The organism is Phytobacter sp. RSE-02 (assembly GCF_040578655.1).
In the GTDB taxonomy this organism is placed as follows: Bacteria; Pseudomonadota; Gammaproteobacteria; order Enterobacterales; family Enterobacteriaceae; genus Phytobacter; species Phytobacter diazotrophicus.
The window spans coordinates 1-16,225 of sequence record NZ_JBEULY010000010.1 but is presented as its reverse complement, the minus strand read 5'-3'; the positions used below and the strand labels follow the sequence as shown (position 1 = coordinate 16,225).

The 16,225-nt window shown below is 51.2% G+C and carries 16 protein-coding genes, 1 rRNA gene and 1 other annotated feature; of the genes, 12 read left to right on the top strand and 5 right to left on the bottom strand.

The window, feature by feature from the left end; translation table 11 throughout:
- Positions 1-9 precede the first annotated feature (9 nt).
- Entirely contained in the window at positions 10-798 is a 789-nt protein-coding gene (locus tag ABU190_RS19225) for an inner membrane protein YpjD (RefSeq protein WP_296414770.1), read from the bottom strand.
- A gap of 168 nt (positions 799-966) precedes the next feature.
- Between ABU190_RS19225 and ffh the strand changes: the two genes are divergently transcribed.
- The 8 genes from ffh (at position 967) to ABU190_RS19185 (ending at position 8,170) form a co-directional block, all read left to right on the top strand.
- A complete protein-coding gene (gene ffh / locus ABU190_RS19220; protein WP_039077561.1) occupies positions 967-2,328 on the top strand; it encodes a signal recognition particle protein in 1,362 nt (453 codons plus the stop codon).
- Between the two features lie 255 nt (positions 2,329-2,583).
- Positions 2,584-2,832, top strand: coding sequence for a 30S ribosomal protein S16 (gene rpsP, locus ABU190_RS19215; protein WP_039077560.1), 249 nt, complete (start codon positions 2,584-2,586; stop codon positions 2,830-2,832).
- Positions 2,833-2,850: 18 nt separating this feature from the next.
- Positions 2,851-3,399, top strand: coding sequence for a ribosome maturation factor RimM (rimM, locus tag ABU190_RS19210; RefSeq protein WP_047369183.1), 549 nt, complete (start codon positions 2,851-2,853; stop codon positions 3,397-3,399).
- Positions 3,400-3,429: 30 nt separating this feature from the next.
- Complete coding sequence (trmD, locus tag ABU190_RS19205) at positions 3,430-4,167, top strand: tRNA (guanosine(37)-N1)-methyltransferase TrmD (protein WP_039077558.1); 738 nt, start codon at positions 3,430-3,432, stop codon at positions 4,165-4,167.
- 69 nt (positions 4,168-4,236) lie between these two features.
- On the top strand, positions 4,237-4,584 hold the full coding sequence (gene rplS, locus ABU190_RS19200; protein WP_006178051.1) for a 50S ribosomal protein L19: 348 nt from the start codon (positions 4,237-4,239) through the stop codon (positions 4,582-4,584).
- Between the two features lie 444 nt (positions 4,585-5,028).
- Positions 5,029-6,099, top strand: coding sequence for a 3-deoxy-7-phosphoheptulonate synthase AroF (aroF, locus tag ABU190_RS19195; RefSeq protein WP_039077557.1), 1,071 nt, complete (start codon positions 5,029-5,031; stop codon positions 6,097-6,099).
- A gap of 9 nt (positions 6,100-6,108) precedes the next feature.
- Positions 6,109-7,230, top strand: coding sequence for a bifunctional chorismate mutase/prephenate dehydrogenase (gene tyrA, locus ABU190_RS19190; protein ID WP_165158099.1), 1,122 nt, complete (start codon positions 6,109-6,111; stop codon positions 7,228-7,230).
- A 67-nt stretch (positions 7,231-7,297) separates the two neighbouring features.
- Positions 7,298-8,170: an SMP-30/gluconolactonase/LRE family protein gene (locus tag ABU190_RS19185; RefSeq protein ID WP_354692154.1), complete on the top strand. Its 873-nt coding sequence runs from the start codon at positions 7,298-7,300 to the stop codon at positions 8,168-8,170.
- Here ABU190_RS19185 and pheA read toward each other — a convergent pair.
- The 4 genes from pheA to bamD all read right to left on the bottom strand — a co-directional run bounded on the left by pheA (position 8,167) and on the right by bamD (position 10,916).
- Positions 8,167-9,327 (bottom strand): bifunctional chorismate mutase/prephenate dehydratase, encoded by a 1,161-nt coding sequence (gene pheA / locus ABU190_RS19180; RefSeq protein ID WP_039077554.1) that lies wholly within the window; start codon positions 9,325-9,327, stop codon positions 8,167-8,169. The two genes, ABU190_RS19185 and pheA, sit on opposite strands and share 4 nt — an antisense overlap.
- Positions 9,328-9,349: 22 nt before the next feature.
- Positions 9,350-9,475, bottom strand: a sequence feature (Phe leader region).
- Complete coding sequence (gene pheL / locus ABU190_RS19175; RefSeq protein ID WP_103245904.1) at positions 9,427-9,474, bottom strand: pheA operon leader peptide PheL; 48 nt, start codon at positions 9,472-9,474, stop codon at positions 9,427-9,429. Its footprint overlaps the feature before it by 48 nt.
- Before the next feature lie 104 nt (positions 9,476-9,579).
- Positions 9,580-9,912, bottom strand: coding sequence for a ribosome-associated translation inhibitor RaiA (raiA, locus tag ABU190_RS19170; RefSeq protein ID WP_039077553.1), 333 nt, complete (start codon positions 9,910-9,912; stop codon positions 9,580-9,582).
- 266 nt (positions 9,913-10,178) lie between these two features.
- Complete coding sequence (gene bamD / locus ABU190_RS19165) at positions 10,179-10,916, bottom strand: outer membrane protein assembly factor BamD (RefSeq protein WP_039077552.1); 738 nt, start codon at positions 10,914-10,916, stop codon at positions 10,179-10,181.
- 130 nt (positions 10,917-11,046) lie between these two features.
- Between bamD and rluD the strand changes: the two genes are divergently transcribed.
- The 4 genes from rluD to ABU190_RS19145 form a co-directional block, all read left to right on the top strand.
- Positions 11,047-12,027, top strand: coding sequence for a 23S rRNA pseudouridine(1911/1915/1917) synthase RluD (rluD, locus tag ABU190_RS19160; RefSeq protein ID WP_039077551.1), 981 nt, complete (start codon positions 11,047-11,049; stop codon positions 12,025-12,027).
- Positions 12,024-12,755 (top strand): purine nucleoside phosphorylase YfiH, encoded by a 732-nt coding sequence (yfiH, locus tag ABU190_RS19155; RefSeq protein ID WP_354692153.1) that lies wholly within the window; start codon positions 12,024-12,026, stop codon positions 12,753-12,755. The genes rluD and yfiH overlap by 4 nt, the downstream gene beginning before the upstream one ends.
- A gap of 129 nt (positions 12,756-12,884) precedes the next feature.
- Positions 12,885-15,458, top strand: coding sequence for an ATP-dependent chaperone ClpB (gene clpB, locus ABU190_RS19150; protein ID WP_039077549.1), 2,574 nt, complete (start codon positions 12,885-12,887; stop codon positions 15,456-15,458).
- 457 nt (positions 15,459-15,915) lie between these two features.
- Positions 15,916-16,225 (top strand): 16S ribosomal RNA (locus ABU190_RS19145); the annotation flags it as partial.

The following is a 16,225-nucleotide window of genomic DNA, read 5'->3' as shown; positions in this document are numbered from 1 at the left end:
AACTCCTTATTAACTTAGGAAATGCTGCAGAACGCGGCTACCGAAATAGGCCAGCGTTAAAATGCCCGCGCCTGCGACGTTAAACCACACGACACGGCGCCCGCGCCACCCTTTATGGTAATGGCCCCACAGCAATACGATATAGACGAACCAGGCGATGATCGACAGGACAGCTTTGTCGATATTCTCCATGCTGAACAGGTTCTTGAGGAAGAAGAGACCTGTACAGAGCGTTAAAGTCAGCAGAACCACGCCAATCTGCGTGATATGAAACATTTTGCGCTCAATACTCATTAACGGCGGCATTTCGCTGCTGAATGCCAGTCGTTTATTCTTCAGTTGGTAGTCAATCCACGCCAGTTGCAGCGCATACATCGCCGCGATAATCAGCGTGGCATAGGAGAAGAGTGAAAGCCCAATATGAATCATCATACCAGGCGTGGTTTCGAGATGCGTGATGTACTCGTTCGGCACAAAAATAGCGAAGGCGAGGTTGATTAGCGCAAAGGTATAGACGATGGGCAACAGCAGCCAGCCGCGGTTTTTCGACGCCACAATGGTCATGACCGTACAGATCATCAAACTGACCAGCGAACCGACGTTTAATAAGCTTAGGTTTTGCCCACCATCGTCCGGGAAAATCCGCTCTTTAAGCGCGAAGCCGTGAAACATCAGCGCGACAACCGCTGATAAAATCGCCATGCGGCGCCAGCCGCTGTTTTTCTGCAGCAAACCGGGAACGATCAGTGCGAGGCTGATGGAATAAGCGGCAAGAGAAATTAAGGCGAACACGGGCATAGTGACGTCGACAGTTGACCTAAGAAGAAAGAGAAGCAGTATAACGTTACGTGACTCTGGCTCCAACCGTTGCATCACATACATCACGAATGTCTTCATGTTATACTGACGCAAATTTCTGTTATGCGTCGCCCTGGCGGCCCATCGTTTTACCTCAGGCGAGAGACAATGTTTGATAATTTAACCGATCGTTTGTCGCGCACCCTGCGCAATATCAGTGGTCGTGGACGCCTCACTGAAGACAATATTAAAGACACGCTACGCGAAGTGCGTATGGCGCTGCTGGAAGCGGACGTCGCCTTGCCGGTCGTGCGTGATTTCATCAACCGCGTAAAAGAAAAAGCGGTTGGTCATGAAGTGAATAAGAGCCTGACCCCGGGTCAGGAGTTCGTCAAAATCGTGCGCAACGAACTGGTTGCGGCGATGGGTGAAGAGAACCAGAGCCTTAACCTGGCCGCTCAGCCGCCAGCCGTTGTATTGATGGCGGGTTTGCAGGGGGCTGGTAAAACTACCAGCGTAGGTAAACTGGGTAAGTTCTTGCGTGAAAAACACAAGAAGAAGGTAATGGTAGTTTCCGCGGACGTTTATCGCCCGGCGGCGATCAAACAGCTGGAAACCCTTGCGCAACAGGTGGAAGTCGACTTCTTCCCCTCTGATGTCGCGCAAAAGCCGGTGGATATCGTTAATGCGGCGCTGAAAGAAGCGAAGCTTAAGTTCTACGACGTGCTGCTGGTGGATACCGCCGGTCGTCTGCACGTTGACGAAGCGATGATGGATGAAATCAAACAGGTTCATGCCGCGATTAACCCGGTAGAAACCCTGTTTGTTGTTGATGCGATGACCGGTCAGGATGCGGCGAATACCGCGAAAGCGTTTAACGAAGCGCTACCGCTGACGGGTGTTGTATTGACCAAAGTGGACGGTGACGCCCGTGGCGGTGCGGCGCTCTCCATTCGCAATATCACCGGCAAACCGATCAAGTTCCTCGGTGTCGGCGAGAAGACCGAAGCACTGGAGCCGTTCCATCCGGACCGTATTGCTTCGCGTATCCTCGGCATGGGTGATGTCCTGTCGCTGATTGAAGATATCGAAAGCAAGGTTGACCGCGCTCAGGCTGAGAAACTGGCGTCCAAACTGAAAAAAGGCGACGGTTTCGATCTGACCGACTTCCTGGAACAGCTGCGTCAGATGAAAAACATGGGCGGTATGGCGAGCCTGATGGGCAAGTTGCCGGGCATGGGGCAGATTCCGGACAACGTGAAAGCGCAGATGGATGACAAAGTCCTGGTGCGTATGGAAGCGATCATCAACTCAATGACCTTTAAAGAGCGTGCGAATCCTGAAATCATCAAAGGCTCTCGTAAGCGCCGTATTGCTGCAGGCTGCGGGATGCAGGTGCAGGATGTTAACCGCCTTCTGAAACAGTTCGACGACATGCAGCGCATGATGAAGAAAATGAAGAAGGGCGGTATGGCGAAGATGATGAGAAGTATGAAGGGGATGATGCCGCCGGGGTTCCCTGGCCGTTAAGACTAAATCGGCCTGGCTTATTGGCCATTTTGGTGCCGGGGTGTGCTCGCCATCCTCATGTACTGCGTGTACGCTCCGGTGGCTGCGCGCACGCCGGCACCAAACTGACTGCAACGCCTACGGTCTTGATATCACAGTTTCTAAACTGTTGATTGCAATTTCCCCAGAAATCAGTAAAATTTTCGGGCTTTTAATATGACACCGGGCTCCGTTCCTCGATGGGGTCCGGTTGTTTTATTCACACAAGAGGATGTTATGGTAACTATTCGTTTAGCACGTCACGGCGCTAAAAAGCGTCCGTTCTACCAGGTTGTTGTCACCGACAGCCGTAATGCACGCAACGGTCGCTTCATTGAGCGCGTTGGCTTCTTCAACCCGATCGCGTCCGAGAAAGAAGAAGGCACCCGCCTGGATCTGGATCGTATCGCTCACTGGGTTGGCCAGGGCGCTACCGTTTCTGATCGCGTAGCTACGCTGATCAAAGAAGTAAACAAAGCAGCTTAATCTGTCACGGTGGTCATGATGAGCAAGCAACACGCCGCGCAGAGCCCTGTTAATCCTATCGTTCTGGGTAAACTGGGATCTTCCTACGGTATCCGTGGTTGGCTCAGAGTGTTTTCCTCCACCGAAGACGCCGAAAGCATTTTTGACTATCAGCCCTGGTTTATTGAACGGGCGGGTCAGTGGCAGAGCATTGAGCTGGAAAGCTGGCGCTACCACAATCAGGACATTGTCATCAAACTGAAAGGTGTTGATGACAGAGATGCCGCGAATCTGCTGACCAATTGCGAAATTGTCGTAGATTCATCGCAGTTGCCGGAACTGGAAGAGGGTGACTACTACTGGAAAGACCTGATGGGCTGCCAGGTAGTGACCACCGAAGGTTATAGCCTCGGTAAAGTCATCGATATGATGGAAACCGGGTCAAATGACGTTCTCGTCATCAAGGCAAACCTGAAAGATGCATTTGGTATCAAGGAGCGGTTGGTTCCGTTCCTCGATGGGCAGGTTATCAAGAAAGTCGATCTCGCTACTCAAACCATTGAAGTAGATTGGGATCCTGGTTTTTAAACCTCCGGATATACGGTAAAAGACGGCGCTATGTGGATTGGCATAATTAGCCTGTTTCCTGAAATGTTCCGCGCGATTACCGACTACGGGGTAACTGGCCGGGCAGTTAAAAATGGCCTGCTGAGCATCCAGAGCTGGAGTCCACGTGACTTTGCTCATGACCGGCACCGTACCGTGGACGATCGTCCTTACGGCGGCGGACCGGGGATGCTAATGATGGTGCAACCTTTGCGGGATGCCATTCATGCAGCAAAAGATGCGGCCGGTGAAGGCGCAAAAGTGATTTATCTGTCACCTCAGGGGCGTAAGCTTGATCAAGCGGGCGTCAGCGAACTGGCAACGAATCAGAAACTGATTCTGGTGTGCGGGCGCTACGAAGGGATAGATGAGCGCGTAATCCAAACCGAGATTGACGAAGAATGGTCTATCGGCGATTACGTTCTCAGCGGTGGTGAGTTACCAGCCATGACGCTGATTGATTCGGTCTCCCGGTTTATTCCGGGTGTTCTGGGACATGAAGCTTCGGCAACGGAAGATTCCTTTGCTGATGGATTACTGGACTGCCCACACTATACTCGACCTGAGCTGTTAGAAGGGATGGAAGTACCGCCAGTGTTACTGTCGGGAAATCATGCCGAGATACGTCGCTGGCGTTTGAAACAGTCGCTGGGCCGCACCTGGCTTAGAAGACCTGAACTTCTGGAAAACCTGGCTCTGACTGAAGAGCAAGCAAGGTTGCTGGCGGAGTTCAAAAAAGAACACGCATAACAGCAACATAAACATGATGGGACAGCGTAAGCCCCCAATATCAGTTTACCCAGGATAAGAGATTAAATTATGAGCAACATTATTAAGCAAATTGAACAAGAACAGATGAAGCAGGACGTACCTTCCTTCCGTCCGGGTGATACCGTGGAAGTGAAAGTATGGGTTGTTGAAGGTTCCAAAAAACGTCTGCAGGCATTCGAGGGCGTGGTTATCGCTATTCGTAACCGCGGTCTGCACTCTGCATTCACTGTTCGTAAAATTTCCAACGGCGAAGGCGTTGAGCGTGTCTTCCAGACTCACTCTCCGGTAGTTGACAGCATTGCTGTTAAACGTCGTGGTGCTGTACGTAAAGCTAAACTGTACTACCTGCGTGAGCGCACTGGTAAGTCTGCTCGTATCAAAGAGCGTCTTAACTAAGATTCGCTTTCGCGACATCCTGTTAGAAAGGGCTGGCCTGTGGGCTGGCCCTTTTTTTATGGTTTAAAAAGGGACAATGGAATTGCATTTACCCGTATGACCCGGAGTGGTAATGGTTATCCAAAGCCCCAGCATCATGTTCTTGCTCCCCCAATTCAGACAATGGCTTCGTCGTCGAACACCTGTGTAACGTCCATACGATGAATGCTTATTGCTTGCCCTGCATGATACTTTTGCGCAAGCCTTCATATGCGCTCTTACAGACTTCTGGAAAATGCGTGTGTATTAAATTGTTTACATATTACCGCCATGCAATGAGGCTGTAAATTGGTATGTAAAGATAAATGTACGTATTTTGGATTGAATTCTTTACTGGTTATGATATCGTGTCACCTCCTCACTGAGGAATAACTATCGCAAACGAGTCATACAGGATCACCAATCATGCAAAAAGACGCGCTGAATAACGTACACATTACCGACGAACAAGTTCTGATTACTCCGGATCAACTGAAAGCCGCTTTCCCGCTGAGTATTGCTCAGGAAGCGCAGATCGCGCAGTCCCGCCAGACGATTTCCAACATCATCGCCGGAGAAGATCCGCGTTTGTTGGTCGTTTGCGGCCCCTGCTCAATTCATGATCCAGAAACCGCACTTGAATATGCTCGTCGATTTAAAGCACTTGCCGCAGAGGTCAGCGATAGCCTCTATCTGGTGATGCGCGTCTATTTTGAAAAACCCCGTACTACCGTCGGCTGGAAAGGGTTGATTAACGATCCCCATATGGATGGCTCGTTTGATGTTGAGGCCGGGCTGAAAATTGCTCGCCAGTTATTGGTGGAACTGGTCAACATGGGGCTGCCGCTGGCAACCGAAGCGCTCGACCCCAATAGCCCGCAGTACCTGGGCGACCTGTTTAGCTGGTCCGCCATTGGTGCACGCACCACGGAATCACAAACCCACCGTGAAATGGCTTCCGGTTTATCAATGCCAGTGGGCTTCAAAAACGGTACTGACGGTAGCCTGGCAACAGCGATTAACGCGATGCGCGCTGCAGCAATGCCGCACCGTTTCGTCGGTATTAACCAGGCCGGCCAGGTCTGCCTGTTGCAAACGCAAGGCAACCCTGATGGTCACGTGATTCTGCGCGGTGGTAAAGCGCCAAACTACAGCCCTGCGGATGTTGCTCAGTGTGAAAAAGAGATGGAGCAGGCGGGACTCAAGCCAGCACTGATGGTAGATTGCAGCCATGGCAATTCGAATAAAGATTACCGCCGCCAGCCAGCAGTGGCTGAATCGGTTGTTGCGCAGATCAAAGACGGAAACCGTTCAATTATTGGCTTGATGATTGAAAGTAATATCCACGAAGGCAATCAATCATCCGAGCAGCCGCGTAGTGAAATGAAATACGGCGTATCCGTCACCGATGCTTGCATTAGCTGGGAAACCACTGAGGTGTTGCTTCGTGAAATCGGCAATGACTTGCGCAGTAGCCTTGCGGCACGTCTGGCTTAAGAGGGTGTTATGGTTGCAGAGCTGACCGCGTTACGCGATCAAATAGATGAAGTCGATAAAGCGTTGCTGGAACTACTGGCTCGCCGTATGTCGCTGGTTGCCGAAGTCGGTGAAGTAAAAAGCCAATACGGCCTGCCGATCTATGTTCCGGAACGCGAGGCCTCGATGCTGGCGTCCCGTCGTCAGGAAGCTGAGGCCCTGGGGGTGTCACCGGATTTGATTGAGGATGTTCTGCGTCGCGTTATGCGTGAATCCTATTCCAGTGAAAACGACAAGGGGTTCAAAACTCTCTGTCCTTCGCTACGACCGGTCGTACTTGTCGGTGGCAACGGGCAAATGGGGCAGTTGTTTGCCAAAATGCTGACGCTTTCTGGCTACCAGGTGCGTATTCTGGAAAAAGATGACTGGGCACAGGCGCAGACAATCGTCGCTGATGCGGGCATGGTCATTGTGAGTGTTCCTATTCATATCACTGAAAAGGTTATCGCACAGTTACCGCCGTTACCGGACGATTGTATCCTTGTCGACCTGGCGTCAGTAAAAAGCGGGCCATTGCAGGCGATGCTGGAAGCACATAAAGGACCTGTCGTCGGTCTGCATCCGATGTTTGGCCCTGACAGCGGTAGCCTGGCGAAACAGGTAGTCGTGTGGTGCGATGGTCGAAACCCGGATGCTTACCAGTGGTTCCTGGAGCAAATTCAGGTATGGGGTGCGCGCTTACATCGGATCAGCGCCGTAGAGCATGACCAGAATATGGCGTTTATCCAGGCGTTACGCCACTTTGCCACTTTTGCATATGGGCTGCATCTGGCCGAAGAGAATGTACAGCTTGAGCAGTTACTGGCACTCTCGTCGCCTATTTATCGTCTTGAACTGGCGATGGTTGGCCGCTTGTTCGCGCAGGATCCACAACTCTATGCCGACATTATTATGTCGTCGGAAAATAACCTGGCACTTATAAAGCGTTATTACCAGCGTTTCGGTGAGGCGATTAGCCTGCTGGAGCACGGCGACAAGCAGGCGTTTATTGACAGCTTCCGTAAGGTAGAACACTGGTTTGGCGATTATGCTAAACGTTTCCAGAATGAAAGCCGCGTCTTGCTGCGTCAGGCGAATGACAGCCGCCAATAAATAAAAAGCCGTTTATACTGAAAAGCCAGTGGTATACCGCTGGCTTTTTTCTTTTTAAGGGACAGATATGGCTGAACCGCAACTGCTGTTTGATTACACCGGGCACCTCCCGGAATGCCCGACATGGAGTGAAGAGGAGCAGGCGCTCTGGTGGGCCGATATTCTTGAAGGCGAACTCCATCGTTATCATCCTGCTACCGGTGAGCACTCGGTGCTTTGTTTTCCCGAGGAGGTTGGCTGCTTCGCATTGAGAGAGAAGGGCGGTTTTATTGTCGCGATGCGCAACGCTATCTGGCTCGCCGATAAGCGAGGGTTGCTGGTACAAAAAGTGTGTGATAACCCGTCAAACCCGCAACTGGCGCGTTTTAACGACGGTGGCACCGATCACCTTGGCCGTTTCTATGCAGGGACATTCTGGGGGCCGGGCGATTACAACGGTGCGCTTCTGATGCGTATTGATAATGACCTTAAACCCAGGGTGATCCAATGCGATATTCAAGGCCATAACGGTCTGGCGTTCAGCCACGACAAGCAGTGGATGTTTACGTCTGATACACCAAACGGGGTTATCTATCGAATGCCGCTGGATGAGCAGGGGGAGCCTGGTGTGCGCGAAGTCTTCCGGCGATTTCAAGTCGGTGAAGGTATCCCGGACGGTGCGGCAATGGATGTTGAAGGCTGCTACTGGAGCGCAATGTTCGATGGCTGGCGTATTGCACGATTTTCACCGCAGGGAGAGCAACTGGCAGAGTATCGCCTGCCGGTGCGTTGCCCGACAATGGTCTGCTTTGGCGGAACCGATATGAAAACGCTGTTTATTACGACCACGCGGGAGAATATGGATGAGCAGGAGATCGCGGATTATCCTCTTTCAGGGGCGATCTTCATCCTGCCGGTTGAGGTGGCAGGAATGAAGAAATCACCGTTTATAGAATGTTAAGCCGGATCGACAGGTACGACGTTTTCACTGGGATAACAGCCGAGCACCTTAAGCGAGCGGGTAATGGATGTCAGCTCACGCAGGGCTTTTTGCACATCCAACGCGTGTAAGTTCGCCTGAATATCCAGGTAGAACATCTCTTCCCACGGGTTGCCGTGGATCGGGCGCGATTCCAGTTTAGTCATGATCAGGTTGTGATTACGCAGCACCAGTAATGCTTCAACCAGAGCACCGGCCTGTTGACCGGTTGCAATCAGCAGTGTGGTTTTGGCCGGGACCTGATCGGAGACATCAATCGCTTTGCGGGCAAGTACTACAAAGCGAGTGATATTCTGCGTTTGGTTTGCCAGATTGCGTTCCAGTACTTGTAATCCATACAACGCCCCGCCGGCTTCATTACCCAGTGCGGCCACATGCGGAGAGTTTTCCTGTGCCACACGTTCCATGGCGGAGGAGGTACTTTCGCAATATTCAATTTTCCAGTGCGGGTAGCGATTCAAAAACTGGCTACATTGTTGGAAAGGCTGCGGATGGCTGTAAACGGTCTGGATTTTATCCAGGTCGGTGGAACCGGATACCAGGACGCAGTGGTCAATTGGCACGGTCAGCTCACCCACAATCGACAGGCTGGTGTGTTGTAGCAAATCGTAAACGTCATTGATGGCCCCGGAACTGGTGTTTTCCAGTGGCACGACCGCGTAGTCAGCCTGACCTGTTTCAACCTGATTAAAGATATCGTGAAATTTCAGACAGCCGCTCTCGATAAATTGCTCGAAATGACGCGCGGCATACTGACGCGCAGCCAGATGAGAGTACGAACCTTTCGGGCCGAGGAAAGCGATACGGGCAGAGTGTGGGTTAATTTTGTTGAGATGCTGCTGGAGCAGCGCCTGCTGGGTAAGAACGGAATCTTCGATAATAAGCTGGAACAGGCGAGTGATGTAATGGGCGTCGAGGTGATGCGTTTTACCTAATTGAATTAGACGTTCCAGCAGGTCGCGTTCACGATCAATATCCCGAACAGGGCGGTGAGAAGCCAGTTTTGCTTTACCCACCTCAACCGCCAGTTGACGCCGCTCGGCCAACAGGGAAAGTAACTGCTCATCCAGGGCGCTTATTTTTACACGTAAATCCAGTAAAGGGTTATCCGCTGTCATGTTGTTGCCTTAATTGTTATCAATAAAAAAGGCCTCCCGGAGTGGGAGGCCTTGTTGTTCGTCTTCGCATTCTTTATCACAAAACGAATCGCCTCCCAGTCAGGGGAAGGTAAAAAAGAATGCGAAGAAGAACGGAACATGTTTCATGAAAATTTCCTTTTGAGTGTCAGACTAAAGTACCTGTACTGTTTTCTCTCTGTCAATAAAAAACGCGCCCGAAGGCGCGTTGCTGATTAACTCAATGCTGTGAGGTTATTCTTCTTCAACGAAGTCCGCGTCTTTCACCGAGGTAGTGGCGCGACGCGCTTCACCCTTGTGCTGCACTTTATTGAGCTGCCGTTCCAGCTTGTTGATCAAATCGTTAATAGCGGTATACATATCTTCGTGTTTTGCGCTGGCGACCAGATGTCCGTTTGGCGTATTAATAGTGGCATCTGCAATGAAGCCCTGCGGTTCTTTCGACAGGATGATATGTGGATTAATAAGATGTGTTTGCCATTTTTCCAGTTTGGCGAGACGGTCTGCGACATGTTGGCGAATTGCTGGGGTGATTTCCATTTGTTTGCTGGTAATGTTCACTGTCATAAATTTTACCTCTTGTCTTTCCGTCTTGGTGATTCCAGCATACCTCGGCCAATGTCAAAATGTGTGATTTAAATCACATTATTTTGTCACTTTTTGTCAAGGGAGATGTTTTGTGAGGCAGGGCAGGAAGAGGGCAAATATTACTTGTCGAAGGCGGGAATACCCGTCATAGTTGATAGGATGACTTGAAGCTAAACCGCTTCAGCTCTGCCTTGCAGGCATAAAAAACGGCAGCTCATGGCTGCCGTTTTGCGTTTTGGAATGACTCAACTGCTGGAACCATTGCTGGCAATAATTTTTGCCACTTTATCGGCCTGAGCGGTCATCTGCATTTCACGATAGGCATTTTCCATCAGCGGCAGCGCATCGCGAGTTGCTTTGGTATCCGGGAAGTCACGCATCATACCTTCAACACGATTTACCACTGCGACCCATGCGCCGCGTTTGGTGTAGTACTCCGCAACAGAGTACTCATACTTCGCGAGGCGGTCTTTCAGGAAAACCAGACGTTTGGTTGCATCGGTAACGTATTGACTACGCGGATAGCCACGAACCAATTTAGAGAAATCTTTAAATGCTTCACGCGCATGTTGCGGATCGCGATCGCTGCGATCAACGCCAAAGAAACCCTGCAGAGCGCTGTCATCTAACGCCATATTAGTCAGACCACGCATATACATGACATAATCAATGTTAGGATGGGTTGGGTTCAGACGTATGAAACGGTCGATTGCGGCCTGAGCCAGCGGAAGATCGGCATTTTTGTAATAAGCGTAGATCAGATCCAGCTGCACCTGCTGCGAGTAAGGTCCAAACGGATAACGGTTATCCAACGCTTCCAGTTGCGTTATGGCTGCCTTCCAGTTACCGTCTTGCAGTTTTTGCTGGGCAGTCGCGTAGATTTCATTTGGCGGATTATCAGGCACCACTTCCTTTGAACCGGAGCAACCCGCCAAAGCCAGGCTCAACGTGGCGGCTGCCACCAGATATTTCATGCGCGTCATGACGATTAGACTTTCCTCAGAATGTGTATGCGGGAGATTGTCTTTCCTGCTCCCGACTAAGACCAGCTACAATAGCACACTATATTAAACGGCAAAGCCGTAAAACCCAACGTTAACGAAGAAGCTGTATATGGCACAACGAGTACAACTCACCGCAACGGTTACCGAAAATCAACTCGGTCAACGCTTAGATCAGGCTTTGGCCGAATTGTTCCCGGATTATTCGCGTTCGCGTATAAAAGAATGGATTCTCGACCAGAAAGTACTGGTCAACGGTAAAATGTGTGACAAACCCAAAGAAAAAGTGTTGGGTGGAGAAAGCGTTGCTATCAACGCCGAGATAGAAGAAGAGGCGCGTTTCGAACCGCAGGATATCCCGCTTAATATCGTCTATGAAGATGACGACATTATTGTTATTAACAAACCGCGTGATTTAGTGGTTCACCCGGGCGCCGGCAACCCCGACGGGACGGTGCTGAATGCGTTATTGCATTATTATCCCCCTATCGCGGATGTTCCGCGCGCCGGGATTGTTCACCGTCTGGACAAAGATACGACCGGTCTGATGGTGGTGGCAAAAACAGTCCCGGCACAGACGCGCCTGGTGGAGTCTTTGCAGCTGCGTGAGATAACTCGTGAATATGAAGCAGTGGCGATTGGTCATATGACATCAGGCGGTACGGTTGAAGAACCTATTAGTCGCCACCCGACCAAACGTACGCATATGTCTGTACACCCGATGGGTAAACCGGCGGTGACGCACTATCGCATCATGGAACATTTCCGTATTCACACGCGCCTGCGTTTGCGTCTGGAAACGGGGCGTACCCACCAGATCCGCGTTCATATGGCGCACATCACGCATCCGCTGGTCGGTGACCAGCTCTATGGTGGTCGCCCGCGTCCGCCAAAAGGTGCGTCGGATGAATTTATTGCCGCGCTGCGTAAGTTCGACAGACAAGCGCTGCATGCGACGATGCTGCGTCTGTACCATCCAATCACTGGCATTGAGATGGAATGGCATGCGCCAATCCCGCAGGACATGATTGACCTGATTGACGCCATGCGTGCCGACTTCGAAACCCATAAGGATGATGTGGCCTGGTTATGACCAAACTGATTGTCCCTGACTGGCCGCTACCCTCAGGCGTAGCGGCATGCAGCTCTACACGTATCGGTGGCGTGAGCCTGCCACCTTATGATTCGCTCAACCTGGGGGCGCACTGCGGTGACGACCTGACACATGTTGAAGAGAACCGTAAGCGAGCGTTTATGGCGGGAAATCTTCCGTCAAAACCGGTGTGGCTTGAACAGGTGCACGGTAAGGATGTCCTTAAACTTACCGGCGAACCATATGCCAGCAAGCGTGCCGATGCCTCGTACAGCAATTCACCAGGGACAGTTTGTGCCGTAATGACCGCGGACTGTCTGCCCGTACTTTTTTGCAATCGCGCGGGTACAGAAGTGGCAGCGGCTCACGCAGGATGGCGTGGGCTTTGTGCGGGTGTACTGAAAGAGACCGTGAACTGCTTCGCTGATAAACCCGAAAATATTCTTGCCTGGCTGGGGCCGGCTATTGGGCCTGATGCTTTCGAAGTCGGCCCGGAAGTACGCGATGCTTTTATGGCAGTGCAGTCTGTTGCAGACAGTGCGTTTCGCCCGGCAGGGGAAAAATATTACGCGGATATCTACACCCTTGCGCGTCAGCGCCTGGCAAGCGTCGGCGTGACGCAAGTCTTCGGCGGCGATCGTTGTACTTTCAGCCAAAAGGATGATTTTTTCTCATATCGTCGGGACAAAAACACAGGCCGTATGGCAAGTTTCATTTGGCTGATATAACCTATCGAATCAAGACGATCCGGCACGTGTAACTTTCTTTTCGCATAATTCAGGTCATTCACCTTGAATAATTGAGGGATGACCTCATTTAATCTCCAGTAGCAATTTTGACCTGTTATGGGGGGAGTTATGCGTCTGGATCGTCTTACCAATAAATTCCAGCTTGCTCTTGCCGATGCCCAGTCGCTTGCACTGGGGCACGACAACCAATTCATCGAACCTCTTCATTTAATGAGCGCCTTGCTGAATCAGGAAGGGGGATCGGTACGTCCTTTATTAACCTCTGCTGGCGTTAACGCCGGGCAATTGCGTACGGCTATTGAGCAGGCGTTAAGCCGTTTGCCGCAGGTGGAGGGCACCGGTGGCGATGTGCAGCCTTCGCAAGACCTCATGCGAGTACTGAATCTCTGCGACAAGCTGGCGCAGAAACGAGGGGACAACTTTATTTCGTCAGAGCTTTTTATTCTGGCGGCGCTTGAATCACGCGGCTCGCTTGCCGACCTGCTGAAATCAGCCGGTGCGACGACGGCAAATGTGACTCAAGCAATTGATCAAATGCGTGGAGGTGACAACGTGAACGATCAAGGGGCCGAAGACCAACGTCAGGCCTTGAAAAAATACACGGTCGATCTGACTGAGCGCGCTGAACAAGGCAAGCTCGATCCGGTTATCGGGCGTGATGAAGAAATTCGCCGTACCATCCAGGTACTGCAGCGTCGTACCAAAAACAACCCCGTTCTTATTGGTGAACCTGGTGTCGGTAAAACCGCCATTGTTGAAGGGCTGGCACAGCGTATTGTTAACGGTGAAGTCCCGGAAGGTTTAAAAGGCCGTCGGGTACTGGCACTGGACATGGGGTCGCTGGTGGCCGGGGCGAAATACCGTGGTGAATTTGAAGAGCGCTTAAAAGGTGTGCTTAACGACCTCTCCAAACAGGAAGGTAACGTTATTCTCTTTATTGATGAGTTACACACCATGGTGGGAGCAGGGAAAGCAGATGGTGCCATGGACGCCGGGAACATGCTGAAACCGGCGCTGGCACGTGGTGAGCTTCACTGCGTGGGGGCCACGACGCTTGACGAGTATCGCCAGTACATCGAAAAAGACGCGGCACTGGAACGTCGCTTCCAGAAAGTGTTTGTTGCTGAGCCTTCTGTTGAAGACACGATCGCGATCCTGCGTGGCCTGAAAGAACGCTACGAGCTGCATCATCACGTGCAGATCACTGACCCGGCTATCGTAGCGGCTGCAACTTTGTCGCACCGCTATATTGCTGATCGCCAGTTGCCGGATAAAGCGATTGACCTGATCGACGAAGCAGCGTCCAGCATTCGTATGCAGATCGACTCTAAGCCGGAAGAACTGGACAGACTCGATCGCCGTATTATCCAGCTCAAACTTGAACAGCAGGCGTTGCTGAAAGAATCGGATGATGCCAGTAAAAAACGTCTGGAGATGCTCAACGACGAGCTTTCAGATAAAGAACGGCAGTATTCCACATTAGAAGAAGAGTGGAAGGCTGAGAAAGCTTCGCTTTCCGGTACTCAGTCGATAAAGGCCGAACTTGAGCAGGCAAAAATCGCTATTGAGCAAGCGCGTCGTGTTGGTGACCTGGCGCGGATGTCTGAGCTGCAGTACGGCAAGATCCCGGAACTGGAAAAACAACTGGAAGCGGCCACTCAGTCTGAAGGTAAAACGATGCGTCTGTTACGTAATAAAGTGACGGATGCAGAAATTGCCGAAGTGCTGGCGCGCTGGACCGGTATTCCGGTTTCCAGAATGATGGAAGGCGAACGAGACAAACTGTTGCGTATGGAGCAAGAACTGCATCAGCGTGTGATTGGTCAGGATGAAGCTGTTGAAGCTGTATCGAATGCCATCCGCCGTAGCCGCGCCGGGCTGTCCGATCCGAATCGGCCGATTGGTTCCTTCTTATTCCTTGGGCCGACCGGGGTAGGGAAAACCGAACTGTGCAAATCGCTGGCTAACTTTATGTTTGATAGTGATGACGCCATGGTGCGTATCGATATGTCTGAGTTTATGGAGAAACACTCAGTATCGCGTCTCGTCGGTGCTCCTCCGGGATATGTCGGGTATGAAGAGGGGGGGTATCTGACCGAGGCGGTCCGCCGCCGTCCTTATTCCGTCATCTTGCTTGATGAGATCGAGAAAGCGCATCCGGATGTATTTAACATCCTGTTGCAGGTATTGGATGATGGCCGCCTGACCGACGGGCAGGGGAGAACTGTAGACTTCCGTAACACGGTGGTCATCATGACCTCTAACCTTGGGTCGGATTTAATTCAGGAGCGGTTTGGCGAACTGGATTACGGCCATATGAAAGAGCTGGTGTTAGGTGTGGTCAGCCATAGCTTCCGTCCGGAATTCATCAACCGTATAGATGAAGTGGTTGTGTTTCATCCGCTTGGTGAAAAACACATTGCTTCTATTGCTCAAATCCAGTTGCAGCGTTTGTACAAACGCCTGGAAGAGCGTGGGTATGAAGTCAACCTTTCCGATGAAGCTTTGAAACTGCTGAGCGAGAATGGTTTTGATCCGGTGTATGGTGCACGGCCTTTGAAACGTGCAATTCAGCAGCAGATTGAAAACCCGCTGGCGCAGCAAATTTTGTCTGGCGAACTATTACCGGGCAAAACAATTCAGTTAGTTGTGAAAGATGATCGGATTGTGGCAGTGCAGTAAGTCACAAAACAGCAAAAACGAGCCTCCAGGGGCTCGTTTTTGTTTAAAAACCAGGCAAGAATTGCCTCTCAATATCTGTTTTGCCTGGAAAGTGAGCAAACGATATTTTTTTTGAATTTTATACTTGTCACTTCCTGAGAACTCCCTATAATGCGCCTCCACTGACACGGAACAACGGCAAACAAGCCGCCGGGTCAGCGGGGTTCTCCTGAGAGTCCCGGCAGAGAAAAGCGAAAATAAACGCTTGACTCTGAAAGAGGAAAGCGTAATATACGCCACCTCGCAACGGTGAGCGAAAGCCGCGTTGCACTGCTCTTTAACAATTTATCAGACAATCTGTGTGGGCACTCAAAGTGACATGGATTCTTGATGTCTTCGGACACTAAATGAATACCAAGTCTCATAGAGTGAACACGTAATTCATTACGAAGTTTAATTCTACGAGCATCAAACTTTTAAATTGAAGAGTTTGATCATGGCTCAGATTGAACGCTGGCGGCAGGCCTAACACATGCAAGTCGAACGGTAGCACAGAGGAGCTTGCTCCTCGGGTGACGAGTGGCGGACGGGTGAGTAATGTCTGGGAAACTGCCCGATGGAGGGGGATAACTACTGGAAACGGTAGCTAATACCGCATAACGTCGCAAGACCAAAGAGGGGGACCTTCGGGCCTCTTGCCATCGGATGTGCCCAGATGGGATTAGCTAGTTGGTGAGGTAATGGCTCACCAAGGCGACGATCCCTAGCTGGTCTGAGAGGATGACCAG

What these genes read in the sequence shown, in the direction of transcription:
- trmD (WP_039077558.1), top strand. Translation starts at nt 3,430, where the DNA reads ATGTGGATTGGCATAATTAGCCTGTTTCCTGAAATGTTCCGCGCGATT.
- rpsP (WP_039077560.1), top strand. Translation starts at nt 2,584, where the DNA reads ATGGTAACTATTCGTTTAGCACGTCACGGCGCTAAAAAGCGTCCGTTC.
- tyrA (WP_165158099.1), top strand. Translation starts at nt 6,109, where the DNA reads ATGGTTGCAGAGCTGACCGCGTTACGCGATCAAATAGATGAAGTCGAT.
- pheA (WP_039077554.1), bottom strand. Translation starts at nt 9,327, where the DNA reads ATGACAGCGGATAACCCTTTACTGGATTTACGTGTAAAAATAAGCGCC.
- ABU190_RS19225 (WP_296414770.1), bottom strand. Translation starts at nt 798, where the DNA reads ATGCCCGTGTTCGCCTTAATTTCTCTTGCCGCTTATTCCATCAGCCTC.
- raiA (WP_039077553.1), bottom strand. Translation starts at nt 9,912, where the DNA reads ATGACAGTGAACATTACCAGCAAACAAATGGAAATCACCCCAGCAATT.
- rimM (WP_047369183.1), top strand. Translation starts at nt 2,851, where the DNA reads ATGAGCAAGCAACACGCCGCGCAGAGCCCTGTTAATCCTATCGTTCTG.
- rplS (WP_006178051.1), top strand. Translation starts at nt 4,237, where the DNA reads ATGAGCAACATTATTAAGCAAATTGAACAAGAACAGATGAAGCAGGAC.
- yfiH (WP_354692153.1), top strand. Translation starts at nt 12,024, where the DNA reads ATGACCAAACTGATTGTCCCTGACTGGCCGCTACCCTCAGGCGTAGCG.
- ABU190_RS19185 (WP_354692154.1), top strand. Translation starts at nt 7,298, where the DNA reads ATGGCTGAACCGCAACTGCTGTTTGATTACACCGGGCACCTCCCGGAA.
- bamD (WP_039077552.1), bottom strand. Translation starts at nt 10,916, where the DNA reads ATGACGCGCATGAAATATCTGGTGGCAGCCGCCACGTTGAGCCTGGCT.
- ffh (WP_039077561.1), top strand. Translation starts at nt 967, where the DNA reads ATGTTTGATAATTTAACCGATCGTTTGTCGCGCACCCTGCGCAATATC.
- rluD (WP_039077551.1), top strand. Translation starts at nt 11,047, where the DNA reads ATGGCACAACGAGTACAACTCACCGCAACGGTTACCGAAAATCAACTC.
- clpB (WP_039077549.1), top strand. Translation starts at nt 12,885, where the DNA reads ATGCGTCTGGATCGTCTTACCAATAAATTCCAGCTTGCTCTTGCCGAT.
- aroF (WP_039077557.1), top strand. Translation starts at nt 5,029, where the DNA reads ATGCAAAAAGACGCGCTGAATAACGTACACATTACCGACGAACAAGTT.